The 15786-nt window shown below is 32.3% G+C and carries 13 protein-coding genes; 6 read left to right on the top strand and 7 right to left on the bottom strand.

All coding sequences use genetic code 11. The features are described 5' to 3' along the window. The first annotated feature begins 5 nt into the window (after nt 1-5). The 4 genes from Q0770_RS10730 to Q0770_RS10715 are packed head-to-tail and all read left to right on the top strand — an operon-like array spanning nt 6 to nt 3336. On the top strand, nt 6-947 hold the full coding sequence (locus tag Q0770_RS10730; protein ID WP_299116784.1) for a DUF1835 domain-containing protein: 942 nt from the start codon (nt 6-8) through the stop codon (nt 945-947). Beyond that, complete coding sequence (locus tag Q0770_RS10725; RefSeq protein WP_299116782.1) at nt 937-1809, top strand: nucleoside phosphorylase; 873 nt, start codon at nt 937-939, stop codon at nt 1807-1809. The genes Q0770_RS10730 and Q0770_RS10725 overlap by 11 nt, the downstream gene beginning before the upstream one ends. A gap of 24 nt (nt 1810-1833) precedes the next feature. Beyond that, on the top strand, nt 1834-2688 hold the full coding sequence (locus Q0770_RS10720; protein WP_299116780.1) for a substrate-binding domain-containing protein: 855 nt from the start codon (nt 1834-1836) through the stop codon (nt 2686-2688). A gap of 51 nt (nt 2689-2739) precedes the next feature. Beyond that, nucleotides 2740-3336, top strand: coding sequence for a hypothetical protein (locus Q0770_RS10715; protein WP_299116778.1), 597 nt, complete (start codon nt 2740-2742; stop codon nt 3334-3336). Here Q0770_RS10715 and Q0770_RS10710 read toward each other — a convergent pair. Then, a complete protein-coding gene (locus tag Q0770_RS10710; protein ID WP_299116776.1) occupies nt 3329-4003 on the bottom strand; it encodes a uracil-DNA glycosylase in 675 nt (224 codons plus the stop codon). The genes Q0770_RS10715 and Q0770_RS10710 overlap by 8 nt on opposite strands. 118 nt (nt 4004-4121) lie before the next feature. Here Q0770_RS10710 and Q0770_RS10705 point away from each other — a divergent pair, with 118 nt between their 5' ends. Together Q0770_RS10705 and Q0770_RS10700 are read left to right on the top strand one after the other, a co-directional pair. After that, nucleotides 4122-6290 (top strand): DNA mismatch repair protein MutS, encoded by a 2169-nt coding sequence (locus tag Q0770_RS10705; RefSeq protein WP_299116774.1) that lies wholly within the window; start codon nt 4122-4124, stop codon nt 6288-6290. Further along, complete coding sequence (locus Q0770_RS10700; RefSeq protein WP_299116772.1) at nt 6287-6709, top strand: thiol-disulfide oxidoreductase DCC family protein; 423 nt, start codon at nt 6287-6289, stop codon at nt 6707-6709. The genes Q0770_RS10705 and Q0770_RS10700 overlap by 4 nt, the downstream gene beginning before the upstream one ends. Nucleotides 6710-6973: 264 nt before the next feature. Here Q0770_RS10700 and Q0770_RS10695 read toward each other — a convergent pair whose 3' ends face one another. From Q0770_RS10695 to Q0770_RS10670, 6 genes are read right to left on the bottom strand one after another with little or no spacing between them, the layout of a single operon-like run. Further along, on the bottom strand, nt 6974-8131 hold the full coding sequence (locus tag Q0770_RS10695) for a flavohemoglobin expression-modulating QEGLA motif protein (protein ID WP_299116770.1): 1158 nt from the start codon (nt 8129-8131) through the stop codon (nt 6974-6976). Continuing rightward, nucleotides 8131-8961 carry an N-formylglutamate amidohydrolase gene (locus Q0770_RS10690; protein ID WP_299116768.1) on the bottom strand — a complete coding sequence of 277 codons (831 nt, stop codon included), beginning with the start codon at nt 8959-8961 and terminating at the stop codon, nt 8131-8133. The genes Q0770_RS10695 and Q0770_RS10690 overlap by 1 nt, the downstream gene beginning before the upstream one ends. Before the next feature lie 6 nt (nt 8962-8967). Next, on the bottom strand, nt 8968-10122 hold the full coding sequence (locus tag Q0770_RS10685) for a sulfurtransferase (protein ID WP_299116766.1): 1155 nt from the start codon (nt 10120-10122) through the stop codon (nt 8968-8970). Between the two features lie 11 nt (nt 10123-10133). Then, complete coding sequence (gene gshB / locus Q0770_RS10680) at nt 10134-11171, bottom strand: glutathione synthase (RefSeq protein WP_299116764.1); 1038 nt, start codon at nt 11169-11171, stop codon at nt 10134-10136. 59 nt (nt 11172-11230) lie between these two features. Beyond that, on the bottom strand, nt 11231-12538 hold the full coding sequence (locus tag Q0770_RS10675) for a dicarboxylate/amino acid:cation symporter (protein ID WP_299116762.1): 1308 nt from the start codon (nt 12536-12538) through the stop codon (nt 11231-11233). Between the two features lie 21 nt (nt 12539-12559). Next, entirely contained in the window at nt 12560-15760 is a 3201-nt protein-coding gene (locus tag Q0770_RS10670; protein WP_299116760.1) for an AsmA-like C-terminal region-containing protein, read from the bottom strand. Nucleotides 15761-15786 lie beyond the last annotated feature (26 nt).

Genomic DNA, 15786 nt, shown 5'->3' with positions numbered 1-15786 from the left:
TAATTATGACTAAAACAGCTTTGCATATTACAAACGGTGATAGCTTGACCAACTACCTAAGAGAATTAGATTTTAAAGAGGATATATTGACTTGGCGAGAAATGCTTAGCGAAGGTCCTACTGTACCATTAATTGATTCAGAAGCGTTTTATAATACCAGAAAGTCATTCTTAGCTGAATATTATGATGTTAATCCTATAGATTATAATTTGAGTGAATCAATAGCGATTCTTGATAATGTTGAAGCATATAAAGAAATTAACCTCTGGTTTGAGTACGATTTATTCTGTCATATTAATCTAATTGCGGTTATCAGCTTATTGCATCAAAAGGAAATCAACAAACCACTATACCTTATTTGCAGTGGTCGTGTTGAAGGCGAAAAAGATTTAAAAGGATTACCAGAGTTAAGCTCAGAAGAACTAGAGGAGCATTATCAAAATCGCGTTTTGCTAACTCAAGACGATATAGATTTAGCAATTACTTTATGGCGTACTTACTGTGGAAAAGACCATAATATATTTAAACCATACATTACTAAAAATTCAAATTTTAAGTATTTGACCAATTGCTTAAAAGCACATTTAGAGCGATTTCCAAATCAAAAAACGGGTCTTTGTGCTATAGAAGAGAACATACTTAAGCTTATCAAAGAAAAGGATATAAAATCGGAACACCATTTGTTAGGATATTGTCTTAACTACCAAGGTTATTATGGTTTTGGAGATATTCAATTTCAAAGAATGGTAAATAAGTTAACTGACTTTTTTAAAGCTACAGATAAAAAATTGATACTCACCAGAAAAGGACATGAAGCCTTGTTAGGAGAACATAATCTAGCTACAGAAATTAATAATAATATCATATATGGTGGTATTTCAAGATTAGATTATCAATTCAGCACTACCGAAAATAAACTCATAAAAACTGTCTCGCATGTCAATTAAAGACTCAGAACTTATACTAAATCCTGATGGTAGTGTTTATCATTTGAATTTAAGACCAGAACACATTTCTGACACCATAATTTTTGTAGGAGACCAAGATCGTGTAGAAAAAATAACAACCCATTTTGAAAGCATTGAATTTACTACTCAAAAAAGAGAATTTAAAACACAAACCGGTTATTATAAAGACCGAAGGATAACTGTAATATCTACTGGTATAGGACCAGACAACATAGACATTGTTCTCAACGAACTTGATGCATTAGTTAATATCGACTTGGAAACTCGCAAGCCAAAACAGAATTTAACTAGCTTAAACATTATAAGAATTGGTACATCTGGTTCATTACAAGCCGACATCCCTGTAGATTCTTTTTTAATAAGTACACATGGTCTAGATGTTAATGGCATGTTGCACTTCTATCAAATTGATGGTATTAATAACCCTGAAATTGAAGATAAATTTATAGAGCACACTGGTTGGGATAAAAACAAAGCAAGACCAATTATTATAAACAATAGTGCTTACTTACAGAAATACTTTGAAAGTGATATCGTTTTAAAGGGTATGACTGGTACTGCTGGAGGATTTTATGGACCTCAAGGCCGAGTGTTAAGATTACCATTACAAGATGCAAATCTTAATTCCAAACTAGATAATTTCAGTTATAAAGATTTTAGAATCACTAATTTCGAAATGGAAACTTCGGTTATTTATGGCTTGTCTAAGCTTCTAGGACATGAAGCGTTGTCATTAAATGCCATTATTGCCAACAGAGCAAATGGTACTTTTAGCCAAAACCCTAAACAAACAGTAGAACATCTGATTATGTATGCTTTAGAGCGTATCGTAAACATATAAATTTAAGCTTTTCTAAACGCAAATATGAAGAAAATAAATATAGGAGGCGTTCCTGAACATTTTAATTTAGCCTGGTATTTGACCCTTAAAAATGGTGAATACAAAGCTGAAGATATCAATCTTAGATGGCACGATTACCATGGTGGTACCGGACAAATGTGCAAAGGCTTACGTGAAGGTGATATTGACTTAGCTGTAATACTCACCGAAGGTATCGTTAAAGATATTATTGCTGGTAATCCTTCAAAAATTATACAAACCTATACGAAATCACCTCTAATTTGGGGTATTCATGTTGCTGAAGATTCAAAATTCAATACAATTGATGATATAAAAGGAACACGAGCGGCAATTAGTCGTTATGGGTCGGGATCTCATTTAATGGCGTATGTTAACGCGAAAAATAATAATTGGAATCTAGATGAAGATTTGGATTTTTCAGTTATTAAAAATTTAGATGGCGCAGTAAAAGGTTTAACAAACGGTGATGCTGACTATTTTATGTGGGAAAAATTTACCACCAAGCCATTAGTAGATGATGGTATATTTAGGCGCATTGGTAATTGTCCTTCACCATGGCCATGCTTTGTTATAGCTGTTAGAGAAGAATTTTTAAAAGAGAATTTAGAAGATGTAAAAACAATTTTAGAAATAATAAACAGTACAACTTCAGAATTTAAAAATATTCCAAGTATAGATAGAACTATTGCAAACCGTTATAAACAAGAACTAGAAGACGTTCAAGAATGGTTATCCCTAACTGAATGGTCTCAAGAATTGATTGATAAAAAGACCTTAAATAAAGTTCAAGATGAATTGTTTAATCTCAATATTATCCCAGAAAAATGGACATACGAGGATTTAACATATAAAGTTTAATAAGATACGCAACCATTTCGTTTTTATATCATCTATCATAAAACGAAATTAATGAAAGCTTTTTCTTTTACACTCATGGTTGGATTTTCTCTTTGCGCATCACTTTGTTGCCCTGAAGAAGATATTACCAACCAAACGCTTCGTGTAGAGAATAATAATCTTATTTCTGTAGATAGCAATCAAACTTCATTTAATATTGGAGATTCTATATTTATTGAAACTATTATACAAGATAATCAGACTACGATAGAAGATGTTGATATAAATTTAAGTGATTTTACATATGCTGAAATTGATGAATCAAGAGCATTTCATCAGCTAGTTCTTTATAAAGAAACAGCTTTTGAATCTGTTGTAGAAATCCCATTAAATGAAAACAGTATTAACACTACTGAAGGTGAAGTGAGATTAAACAATCAATTAATTGAAGTGATTAGCTTCTATAATGGAAACTCGTTCCGTAGTAAGTTTAACATTCAGTTATTAGAGTCAGGTGTCTATTATTTGGCAGGGCCTCAATTTTTGTTTAATAATTCGAATGGGGAAACAACCGTCAATCTAGGTGTTTACGAAAGAGGATATGTTAATATTACTTCAAGAATTGTTAATTCTGATGAACAAGGTAAGTATGTTTTTACTGTTAATTAACCCTCCAGTCTATTTCCTGTTTATCTAGCGATTTAAGCATGCTATTTGTTTTACTAAAATGCTTATTACCAAACCAATAACCTCGATTAGCACTTAATGGTGAAGGATGTCCAGATGTTAAAATGTGATGTCTCTTTTGGTTTATTAATTTCGCTTTATTTTTAGCAAATCCTCCCCAAAGTAAAAACACTACATTTTCTTTTTGTTCACTAATAATTCTAATAACTGCATCTGTAAATATTTCCCACCCCTTTTTCTGGTGACTTCCAGCTTCGTGAGCTCTTACCGTTAAAGTTGCATTCAATAGCAGTATGCCTTGGTCTGCCCAAGTTATCAAGTTCCCTTTTTTTGGATAAACCATATTAATATCTGCTTCTAGTTCTTTAAAAATATTAATTAAAGACGGTGGATGAGCAACACCATCATTAACAGAAAAACATAAACCATTGGCTTGATTTGGGCCATGATATGGATCTTGACCAATGATAACCACTTTTAAATCATCAAAATTACAATGATTAAATGCATTAAAAATCTCTGACCCTTTTGGGTAGCAAGTATTCGTAGCATATTCTTTTTTCACAAAGTCTACAAGTTCAGAAAAATAAGGCTTCTCAAATTCTGGGGAAAGATATATTTTCCAACTGGAATCAATTGATACGTTCATATTACAAATATAAAATTAACAAATAATAAAAGCCTCTTAATGCATTAGGTGCTATAATTGAATTCACTTAAATTTGCCTTCGAATTAAATAAGAGTTTCCATTTCATTGGAAGTAAATATGATTAATATACATCAGAAAACATTAGATGACTTAGAGTTTGGTACTGTTCAATCTCAATTAAGTGAGCACTGTATCACTAATTTGGGGAAAGAATCAGCACTATCAGTTATCCCATTTTCTGATACCGAAATCCTAAAAAAAGAACTAGCATATACAAATGAGTATGTATCTTCTTTTGATAACGACAATCGTATCCCAAATCATGGCTTCGAAGCTTTAACGAAAGAAATAAAGCTTTTAAATATTGAAAACACCTATTTAGAGGCGCAAAGTTTACAGAAGATAGTTAGTACTTCTTTAACGGTTAATACAATTTTAAAGTTCTTTACGAAATTTAAAGAATACTATCCTAATCTTTATAAGCTTTCTAATCCGATAGAGCACAACACATCTATTATTGAACAAATAGATGCAGTAGTTGACCGTTTTGGAGATATAAAAGATAATGCATCTCCTGCTTTAGCTATTTTGCGTAAGTCCATTGGTGGTCTTAGATCAAAAATTAATACGAGTTTTTCATCGGCATTAAACAAATATCATAATCTTGAATATTTAGACGATATACGTGAATCTGTAATTGAGAATAAACGTGTTTTAGCAGTTAAATCTATGTACAGACGCAAAGTCAAAGGCGCCATTATGGGAGGTAGCAAAACTGGGAGTATTGTCTACATAGAGCCAGAAACGACTTTAAACTATTCTAGAGAGCTTAACAATCTTGAATACGAAGAGAAAGAAGAGGTTATTAAAATTCTAAAGGAACTAACCGATTATATACGTCTATTTCTACCTCTATTAAGCCAATATCAGGAGTTTTTAATTAAGATTGATGTTATATCCGCTAAGGCAAAATACGCAAGAAGCATGAATGCCATTCTTCCAGAAATTTCTGAAAAGCGCAGCATGTATCTTCGTGATGCTTATCATCCTCTACTCTATTTAACTAATACTGAAAATGGCGAGGAAACATTTCCGCAGACGATAAGCTTAGCAGATGATAGTAGAATCATTGTCATTTCTGGTCCAAATGCCGGAGGAAAAAGTATCACTTTAAAAACTGTAGGCATATTGCAAGTGATGCTACAAAGTGGTATGCTTATTCCAGTTCACGAACGTAGTCAAGTGTGTTTGTTTGACCGAGTTTTAAGCGATATAGGTGATAATCAATCTATAGAGAATCATTTAAGTACATATAGTTATCGTCTAAAACAAATGAACTATTTTTTAAGAAAGTGTAATAAGAATACGCTATTCTTAATTGATGAGTTTGGTACAGGTTCTGATCCCGAATTAGGTGGTGCATTAGCAGAGAGTTTTTTAGAAGTCTTCTATGACAGAAAGGCTTTTGGGATAATTACGACTCATTATTCGAATTTAAAATTATTAGCAAACGAGTTACCGTATATGCGTAACGCAAATATGTTGTTTAATGAACGTACACTTGAACCAATTTATAAATTGGTTATTGGACAAGCCGGAAGTTCTTTTACTTTTGAGGTTGCACAGAAAAATGGTATTCCGTATAGCCTAATCAACAAAGCAAAGAAAAAGATAGAACGTGGTAAAGTACGTTTTGATGCTACAATTGCTAAACTTCAGAAGCAACGTAGTAAACTAGAGCGAACAGAGCGTTCTTTAAAAGAAAATGAAAAGAAAAAACTTACTGAGGCAGAAAAACTTGAAGGTATTAACCAGAAAGTGCAAAAAAAGCTAGAAAGCTATCAAGAGTTATATGACAGTAATCAACGTCTGATATATTTGGGCCAAAAAGTAAATGACTTGGCTGAAAAATTTCAAAATAATAACAAGAAACGTGAGTTAATGGCAGAGTTATTCAGATTGGTACAGATTGAAAACTCTAAGCGTAAAAAAGTTTCAGCAAAGCAGAAAAAAGCAGAAAAAGCTAAAGAAGCTCAAATCAAAAAGGAAGCCGAAAAGAAAGTAGAAGTTATTAGAAAAAAGAAAAAAGCGGCTAAGAAAAAGCAACTAGAAAAACCTGCGCCTCCAAAACCAATACTTAAAATTGGAGATCGTGTGCGCATGCATGACGGACGTGCTATTGGTAGTATAGATGATATTGAAAAAGGAAAAGCTACAGTGAATTACGGTTTATTTACGACTAATGTCAGTGTGGATTTATTAGAATTAGTAGAAGTAAAAAAATGATTAATAACATTCCAAAAGACAAGCGATTAATACTTTTCGATGGTGTATGCAACCTTTGTAATAGTAGTGTCTTGTATGTTATAAAGCGAGATAAGAAAAATAAATTTCTATTTGCGCCATTGCAAAGTAAAATAGGAGAAACTATAATTAATGAGTTTAATATAGATACTACAGAGATAGATTCTATCTTACTTTTTAATCCTGAAACATATAAAATTTATAGCAAATCTGCAGCTGCATTGCATGTGGGTAAGTCTCTCAACTTCCCAACAAACATAATGGCAGTATTCTTTATTATTCCTGCTTTTATAAGAAATTGGTTTTACGATTTTATTGCCAAAAACAGATACAAATGGTATGGAAAAAGAGATGCTTGTATGATTCCAACACCAGAATTGAAGGCAAAATTCTTAGATTAAGCCTTTACTCATTCAAAATACTATTTCACTTTAAAAAATGGACTGTTTACTCATAGTCGTTTTTAGATATGTAGCATTGTAGCTACTTTTAATAATGAGTTTAAAGTTGATGGTTGGTTAATTGAGCCTCAAAGCTAGATTATGTTAACTTGAGCCTAGCTTCTGTTAGTTGGGAACGAATCAGGTTCTTAAAATATGGCAAGTCTACCCTATTATAAGTTTCATTTTGAAGATGATAGACTGAAAAATCTAGCTTTGAGGCTTTTACTTTAAACCATCTAAAATAAAATCCAATTTAGAATTGGTATTGCTATTATTCTCGTAAGCATCTGTATAATACTTTGGAGGTATTGCTAGTCCTAAATCAGTAAGTTTATCAATAGTTGGCAAATATGACTTACAGACTTTACCCATTAACAGTTTTCCTAAATCTTTATTCTGTTTCGCATATTGATAGACATTTCTTAAACCAGTTAAATACAAAAAATCTTTTGTAAAACCACCACCACGATGCACACGTTGTGTGATACTAAATGCTTTATGACGTTCAAGTTTATATTGCCCGTTTAATAAATTAAAGGTATCTGAAAAGCTATAACCTTTACTCAAACTGTCAACTGCGATAACTCTAAATGCTAATTCTCGTAATCGATACATGGTTAAGGAACCACTCATATATTCTGAGTAAACAGCTAAACCTTCTTGTGTTTCGACATTATTTGGAAATCCATTAGAAAACACCTTAAGTGGTTGAGACAAACCGTTAAAAGTTGTTACCAAGTGCACACCAATTTCGTGATTTGCTAGTACTTTTAATTGATTATTGCTGTATTTATGATTTTTACGCAATACTAGGGTCTGTGTATTATTAAGTACCATAGCAGCTGCAGAAATATTATTGCTAATCTTTAGGTTATACTTAAAACCATAACGTTTTGAATAGTTTTCAAAATAGTCCTTAGCATATAACACATCATGTATTGGTTCTAAATCTTCTTCATCTACATCATCAAAACGCAAAATAAATTTTGCATTCTCAATATCACGTTCTGTAGGAGTTCCAAAACTTTTTAAGCTGTTATAGTAGAATTTTTTCCCTTTTCCAATTGTTTCTATACATTCTATAAGTCCAGAATATTCATAAATAATATCTTCATATAATTGACGAATATCGTCATCTTCTATGCGCTCCAGACGCTGAGAAAAAAACAAACGATGGAGTTTATAACCATTAAATTTAATCTTTGGATACTTAAATTCTGGTTCGTAATTATACTTAGCTGAAAAGAATTTCTTTTTTTCTGCAGAAATATTTAATGGATTTATATAGTTAAGAAGTTCAATGTTTTTTACTAACCTGTTAAGATTAGAATCGATATCAAAAACCTCTTGAAACTCTTGTGTAGTCTTTATACTTGGCATTAACTAGAAAACGTTTTGTAAAAATCTGCTGCATGTTTTGGTAGTAAATCTCTAAGCTGATTTTCTACTGCGGCAACTACTTCAGGGTAAATAACCTGATTATACTCATCGCAATACACTTTAGCAATTTCAGTTGCCAAAACTAAGGTATTTTTAAAGTTATTGGTAATAAATTTTAAGAAATACCCATTACCTTGAAAAGTATCATTAATCTTTGCGGTTTGCTTAATGTCTTTAGGCAAATCAATAGATTCTAAAATAGCGCGCCATGATTCTATAGAACCTCCAAAGCGCTTATTATCAACATTTGAAGTTCCTAAATTCCAAGTTGGTACTTCTCTATCCCAACGTTGCCAATTATAACTGTGCATATCATAGACAATACATACGCCAAACTTGTCTTCTAATTTAGATATCAAAGCCTCTACTACTCTGTAAAAATTTGCATGCTTTTCTTGACTTCTCTCTTTTTGCGCTTCTGGCAATGGCGTTTTCCATAGTTGTTTTCCCCAAGCAGTAACAAAAACAGCTTCGTCTGGTGCTCTATTTAAATCGTATTCAAAACGCGAATCGCATCCAGCAATAACTATAGGATGAGATACAATCATATTCTTAGTTTCAGGGTCTTCTTCATACCAACGATCATATTCTGTATGCAAACAATTATCCCAAAGCTCTTTTCTGAATTGATGCCCATCATGTACTGCACCGCAAGCATATGGGACATATTCGTCAATTTTTATAGTGAAAGAATAATCATCTGACACGGCATAAAAACAGGTTTCAGAATTAATGTTTTCTATAATTTTTGAAACAGGAAGTTTGAGCATATAATTCTATTTTAAAATACGCTTTAAGAATAAAAGCATGGAATGTTCTTTAATATCAAAGTCGCCATCTGCGAAAAATAGCCCTTTAATATCGGCTAATATTTGATCCATATTCTCAGAAGAATAATTGTGCTTTTCAACAGAAGCCAGTATTTTTTGAATGCATTGGTAATCATTATCGTTTGAAAATTCATCATGAATTTTCTGAAAAGTATGCATATCTACTTTTGAGATGATAACATTACGTTCATGATTATCTTCTTTAAAATCTGAATGTGCAGCATATAATAATATATATGCCATAAACTCATCTTTTGTCCAATTTGGTGCCTCCATATTATTATGAGTTAATGTTCCGTATTCTGTCCATGAGCCATCATAAACAATTAAATCTTCATAGCCTGCTATTGTTGCTCCGAGTGCTAAATTGCAAGCTGTAATTCCTGTGCCACAACTAAAAACATAGGTTTTTTGCTCATTAATTAAATCTTCAAAAAGCTGTTTTAATTGCTCTTTAGATTTTAACTTACCCATATAAAGTAACTCAGTATATGGTAAATTTACTGAATTTGGAATTGTCCCACTTCGCAATCCTTCTCTAGGTTCTGGTATTTCTCCAGAAAAGCGTTTTTGAGAACGTGCATCAAAAATTAATGCTTTTTCAGAGTTTGAAAATGACTTTACACCTTTAAAATCTGTAATTAATGATTCTTTAGGTTTTGCTATGAAATTCCCAAGAGATTTTGGAACTTCACAACCACTAACTGTTTCATAATCATTTTTCTTCCACTCTGGTAAACCACCATCTAAAACCGTTACATTATTATGTCCAAAGTATTTAAATAGCCACCAAGCTCTTGCACTTGAATAGATACCATGTAAATCGTAAACTACTATAGCACTGTTATTGCTAATACCAAGTTTTTGAGCTTCAATTTGAAACTGTTTAGAACTTGGCAACGAATTTGGAAACTGACCAGAAACATCACTAAACTTATTTTTGATATCAAAAAATTGTGATTTTGGAATGTAACCCGAATCGAATACTAATTCATTAATAGCAACTTTGGGGATAGTAGCATCTAAGACAACTAAGTTTTCAGCCTCAATATGTTTATGAAGCCAATTTACAGAAACTAATGGCGATTCAATTTGAAGCATTATGTTAATATTTATGCGTCTTCAACTGTTTTACGTAGGCGAGTTCTTCTATTAAACGCCTCAAGATTATCAAGCACTTTACTCTCTAAGAAGTCAATAACTTTTTCTTCAACCTTACGCTTGTTCTTATATACTTTATTGATATAAGTTATTCCTCCAGGAGACATGACATTTACTTCAACAAGTTTTCCGCCTATAACATCAATACCAACAAAATATAAGCCATCTTTTACAAGTTTTGGTCCAATTTGCCTGCATAATGCTTTCTCTTCTTTGGTTAAAGTATGCTTTTGCACAGAACCACCGGCAGAAACGTTAGAGCGATGGTCATCATCTCCAGGAACACGTTTCATAGCACCAACTGCTTCGCCATTAAGCATTAAAATTCTAACATCTCCTTTATCAGCACCTTCTATATAATCTTGAAGAATGACATAATTTGATTCGCCTTCTCCAGCACTGATATAAAAATCGAGCAATGAATTAATATTACTCATGGCAGATTTCTCTATAAGAATAACACCAGAACCACCGAAACCATTTAAAGGTTTAAGTATCATCTTGTCCGATTTGGACTCCTTAATTTGTTGAATTAAGTAGTTCTTGTTTTTTGAGACATGTGTGTTAGGTATAATATTACTATGTGCATCACCGAAAGCAGCAGTATAGAGTTTGTTATTAGCTTCTCGCATACCTTGTAAAGAATTTACGATAAACACATCATCTTTTACAGAGTCTAAAAAATTAAGCATTAATGGATCTAAAGGCGGATTTGCTCTAAAGAAAATAGCGTCAAAGCCTGCTAGCGGTAGCATTTCTTCTCTTAGAGTCGCCTTTTTATAAAATGCCTTTAGCGTTGATGGTACTTTGTCCATACGGCTAATGACGTTACAAAAGGCATTAGTCACACTATCACGTATCGTCAAATTTGCAGGCGTACACATGGCTACACCATGCCCTCTTTTAACACATTCTTTTATTAAAGCTAAACTTGTATCATTTTCTGGGTCAATGTTTTCCCATGGATACATAATGAAACAAACATTCATAATTTTATAGGTTGGTTTTTATGAAAAGTTAAGATACTAACTTTAAGTGTTTTCCCAAATTATTTTACAGCTTCATAATGGTCATCCCATTCTTTGGGTTTTGGGTCATGAAGTTTATCCTGAGAATTAGCTACCAGCATTGATACAGTGGCATCGCCAGTTACGTTAATAACAGTTCTACACATATCTAAGGGTCTATCGACAGCAAATATCAATGCCAATCCAGCTTCAGGGATTCCTGCATAACCTAACACACCTACTAGCATAACCATTCCTGCACCTGGAACTGCTGCTGAACCAATGGAAGCCAAAGTCGCTGTAGCAATAATACCAAGTTGAGTTCCAAATGAAAGATCCATTCCAAATGCTTGGGCAATAAAGACAGCAGCAACAGCTTGATACAAACTCGTACCATCCATATTGATTGTTGCTCCAATTGGTAGCACAAAACTTGATACTTCTTCCTCAACGCCAAGATGTTCCGTAACTCGTTCCATTGTTACTGGCAATGTAGCTGCGCTACTACTGGTTGAAAAGGCTAATAATTGAGCTGGAGCTATACCATTTAAAAAAAAACTCGGTGATTTTTTTGTAAATAGCTTAACCAGTGTTATATAGAAAACAACCATTAAAGCTAAACCAATTACTACGGATAATGCATACATACCCAAAGCCGCAAATAAGTCAGTACTTGGAGCTTCGACAACTAATGCAGCCATTAAAGCAAAAACACCATAAGGCGCAGCTAACATTATTAAATCAACCATTTTGAGTATGACTTCATTAAGTCCATCAAAAAACTTCTTTACTGTTTTTGATTTTTCTTCAGGAATAAGAATCAATGCAATACCAAAGAATACAGCAAAGAAAATAACTTGCAGCATATTTCTATTGCTTGAAGCTGCACTCACTATATTACTTGGTACCAAATCAATTAAAGCTTGTAAAGGTCCAGCTTCTTTTTGATTTTGGGCAGCTACACGTTTTGCTTCGGCATCACCTCCATAAGCTTCGATTAGTTCGTTTCTAGTATCTTCTTCTATAGAATTACCAGGTTGAATAGTACTCACCACTAATAATCCTATTGAAACAGCAATTATTGTTGTTATCACATAGGTAACAATTGTTCTCAAACCCATTTTTGATAAACTAGATATATCTCTTAAATCAGAAATACCTTTTATCAATGCCGCAAGAATTAATGGGATGGCAATTAATTTTAATGAATTAATAAAAATTGTTCCAAATGGTTTAATCCAATCTCCAATAATTCCAGGGCCAGATTCAAAAGTCGTGAAACCTAGTCCAAAGGCTATTCCAAGAACCATTCCTATAATAATCTTCCAGTGTAGTGCGAGTTTTTTCATATGCTAATTTATAGTAAATCTTTATTTTTTATTCTTTTTCTTTCCTAAAGATATATCATAGTCATCCATTGTTCCTATAATCTTTAAGTTTAAATAACGTGTTCTTTTGGTTTTATCTACTTTTACGATATTCTCTTCTCCATAGATAGAATCTGCTTTTTTCTTGTTTCCAAAAATTTTGTACAAAGACGCTTTCTTTACTGTCTTCCAAGGTATTCTTATATAGTATTCAATATTATGATTACTATCGTGAGTCCCAGAAAATTCTATATGCCCTAAGGTAGATTCAATAGTCATGCTCGGAATAACAATCTTACCATTATCGATGCCAATTTTATTTTGAAGTGTATCAAATCTTATCTTTTTTAGGTTTTTGTCTCCAATATAATCAGAAAGCATAGACATGGGTTCATAATTTTCAAGTCTACCTTCTAGAATCTTAACATTCATATATATTTCAGATTGATCAAGATCAGGTACCATGTCTGGATACAATCGTACATTACCAGTAATTTTTGATGTTAGTTTACCATGTAGATTCTCAGATAACACATGATCTTGACCAAAGTTTTCAAACTTATATGCAAGCCTATCAATATCCACATTTTGCATAATTAGGTTGGGTTTAAAATAAATATGCTTTGGGTCGCTACCATTAAAATAACCTGAGAGTTTAAAATTTCCTCCTGCGGAATCAACATTTAATGTATCTATATATATATAATGATTTTGAGTCATACGCAATTGACCTTCAATATTTTTTAAATCAATTCTATGATACTTCAAACGCTTTACATCGACGTCAAATGCCATATCTGTAAAAGGCAATTCATATATATTGAAAGCTTCAGCATGAGATTTTACATCTTCAAACTCATTTACTAATGCTACTTTATTTGGTGGTTCAGGGTTAAATTTAAAAAGCGCATCAAAATCAATATAGCTAGACTTTAGCTTTAGTGAATTAGTTTTACTTTTTTCAGCATCTTTTCCTAGATAATACTTTAAATCCATGTCAAAGTTTGTGTCTCCTATTTTACCATTAAAGTCATTAACGACAAGTTGGTCGTTTTCATAGTAAAAATGCCCACGAAAATCTTCGAATGTATTAGGATGCAACAGCATTTTAGTATTTAGCTTGTCTATATCTAAATCTATGGATTGTAAACTAGAAGCTTTGTAATGCATTGAAGAATTGAGATGTAGCTCTAGATTTTTAAACATTTCGTGTCGATACTCTTCAGGCACATAATTCTCACCTTTATATGTGAATATATCTTCAAGCCTTAATAAGTCTGAAGCCAAAGTAAGATCTAAATCGACATCTCCATCTAAAGTCTCCTGAAACCAAAACCCATAATTATGCGCAAAACCATCAAGATGAAAATCTGAGTCATCGATATATCCTGTAAAATCAACAACCTTCATATCATTTTTATCAATCAAGATATCGGCATGAAAATCATGAAAGTTATGTGGATAATGCTCTAATTCTGCATAAAGGCTATCAATAAAGAATTCTCCTTTTGGTAAATAATCAAATTCTGTAAAGTCTTTAGCTAATGTTTTAAAGGATAAACCGGTATTTAGATTTTTTAGTTGCTCATTCATACCTATACTATCAGCTTCAGAATACTTGGTCAATTCTGCAATATCAATCAACTTGGAGGTAATATTTAAATGTGCGTCAATAGAATCGTTTGTATGATGGAAAACTGAAGGAAAGTTAGAAAGAGACCCGTTAATTGATAAATCGGATTTACCAAGAAGCATATCAAAGTTCTCGATTATAGCATCTTTACCATTTATTACTACATGAGCATTTAATTGCTCAAGTGGTGCAGGAAAATCATCTGATGCTATGCTTAAATCTTTAATTTTTAATTCACTAAAATAAGCTTGGTTTAAGTTGTTTAGGGCAAGCTCAGGCTGATTAAAGTCTATAATATCGTGGAAATTCATCTTCAACGATATATTGCCAGAAGTATTTTTTATGCTCTGAATGTTAAAAAATTCAGTAACAAAATTAATATTAAAATCTACATCGACTTGGACATTAATATCTGGGTGCTCAAAATTTTTTACCACTAAATTTCCTGTGAAATTTCCTCTTTCTAGCTTAGCATTCATATTGGTTAATGAAAATTCCATGCTCTCTAGGCTTCGTTCTATCCCATTTGTAAAATGCCCCTTAAATCCTAAATCACTAATTCGCCTCTTCTTTTGAGTATTCTCTAAATACGCCTTATCTGTCCCAAATTCTGCATCTATAAATGGCATTTGATTATTGGACAAAGGGCCTTTTACAAGTCCATTAAAGTAAATATTACCTGCATTACTATAACTTTCTAAAACTGGGACGAGGTCGTGAGGTGCAAATGCTATAAGCATATCAAAATTAGATTTTGAGCCCTTAATAGAAAGGTCTAAATCCATATCATTTTTTGTGTCAAGTGTACCTTCTAATTCAAAATCCGCATGTTCCAGTACAACAGTTGTAGGTTGCAGACTTAGTATGCCAGAAGTTTTATCAAAATTTAGGTCAGTTTCAAATTGAAAATGTTTATGCTTTATATATGTAGTATCTAAGTCTTTTATTATGTTAAGCTCAAATTCTGTATCTATATGCGCTTCTATTTGACTATTCTCTGTTTTAAATCCACCATTACCCCAATAAATAAGAGCCTCAACATCTAGATTATTAGATTCATCTAACTTATGTACATCTAAATTTCGAATTTTAATTTTTTCAAGATGAATATCAGTAGTGGATTTGCTTTCTGAAGTTTCTGTGTCTGTTTTTAAAGCATTTTCTATGTTGTTTGAACCATCTTCATGCAAAACAAAATTTAGAAAACCATCTTCTAACAAAACTGATTGGACATCATAATTTTTGTTTAAAACATCCCATAGATTAAACCCAATATAAATGTTATCTAAGCGTGTGATTACTGGAGCATCAACTGCCTTAGTTTCATAAATTTCTAAATCATTAATTTTAATAGAAACATAGGGGAAATTCTTAAATAGAGATATACGGCTTTCTCCAACCTTTATAAGCGCAGCATGTTCAGTATTTAATTTAGAGATTTGATTTTGTAGAATAGTCTCTTGTCTCGTATAGATGTACACAAACACTACACTTAATACCAATAGCGGTATAATGCCTAGATATAACAATAGCTTCCATAGCTTTTTTCTCTTTAGAACTAAATATTTCATACTAGCTAAATAGCACTTCAAGACAT

The sequence above is a fragment of the uncultured Winogradskyella sp. genome (assembly GCF_947501905.1).
Lineage (GTDB): Bacteria > Bacteroidota > Bacteroidia > Flavobacteriales > Flavobacteriaceae > Winogradskyella.
This window is presented reverse-complemented; position numbering and strand designations above follow the sequence as displayed.

What these genes read in the sequence shown, in the direction of transcription:
- Q0770_RS10720 (WP_299116780.1), top strand. Translation starts at nt 1,834, where the DNA reads ATGAAGAAAATAAATATAGGAGGCGTTCCTGAACATTTTAATTTAGCC.
- Q0770_RS10695 (WP_299116770.1), bottom strand. Translation starts at nt 8,131, where the DNA reads ATGCCAAGTATAAAGACTACACAAGAGTTTCAAGAGGTTTTTGATATC.
- Q0770_RS10670 (WP_299116760.1), bottom strand. Translation starts at nt 15,760, where the DNA reads ATGAAATATTTAGTTCTAAAGAGAAAAAAGCTATGGAAGCTATTGTTA.
- Q0770_RS10675 (WP_299116762.1), bottom strand. Translation starts at nt 12,538, where the DNA reads ATGAAAAAACTCGCACTACACTGGAAGATTATTATAGGAATGGTTCTT.
- Q0770_RS10710 (WP_299116776.1), bottom strand. Translation starts at nt 4,003, where the DNA reads ATGAACGTATCAATTGATTCCAGTTGGAAAATATATCTTTCCCCAGAA.
- Q0770_RS10685 (WP_299116766.1), bottom strand. Translation starts at nt 10,122, where the DNA reads ATGCTTCAAATTGAATCGCCATTAGTTTCTGTAAATTGGCTTCATAAA.
- Q0770_RS10715 (WP_299116778.1), top strand. Translation starts at nt 2,740, where the DNA reads ATGAAAGCTTTTTCTTTTACACTCATGGTTGGATTTTCTCTTTGCGCA.
- Q0770_RS10730 (WP_299116784.1), top strand. Translation starts at nt 6, where the DNA reads ATGACTAAAACAGCTTTGCATATTACAAACGGTGATAGCTTGACCAAC.
- Q0770_RS10700 (WP_299116772.1), top strand. Translation starts at nt 6,287, where the DNA reads ATGATTAATAACATTCCAAAAGACAAGCGATTAATACTTTTCGATGGT.
- Q0770_RS10705 (WP_299116774.1), top strand. Translation starts at nt 4,122, where the DNA reads ATGATTAATATACATCAGAAAACATTAGATGACTTAGAGTTTGGTACT.
- Q0770_RS10725 (WP_299116782.1), top strand. Translation starts at nt 937, where the DNA reads ATGTCAATTAAAGACTCAGAACTTATACTAAATCCTGATGGTAGTGTT.
- Q0770_RS10690 (WP_299116768.1), bottom strand. Translation starts at nt 8,961, where the DNA reads ATGCTCAAACTTCCTGTTTCAAAAATTATAGAAAACATTAATTCTGAA.
- gshB (WP_299116764.1), bottom strand. Translation starts at nt 11,171, where the DNA reads ATGAATGTTTGTTTCATTATGTATCCATGGGAAAACATTGACCCAGAA.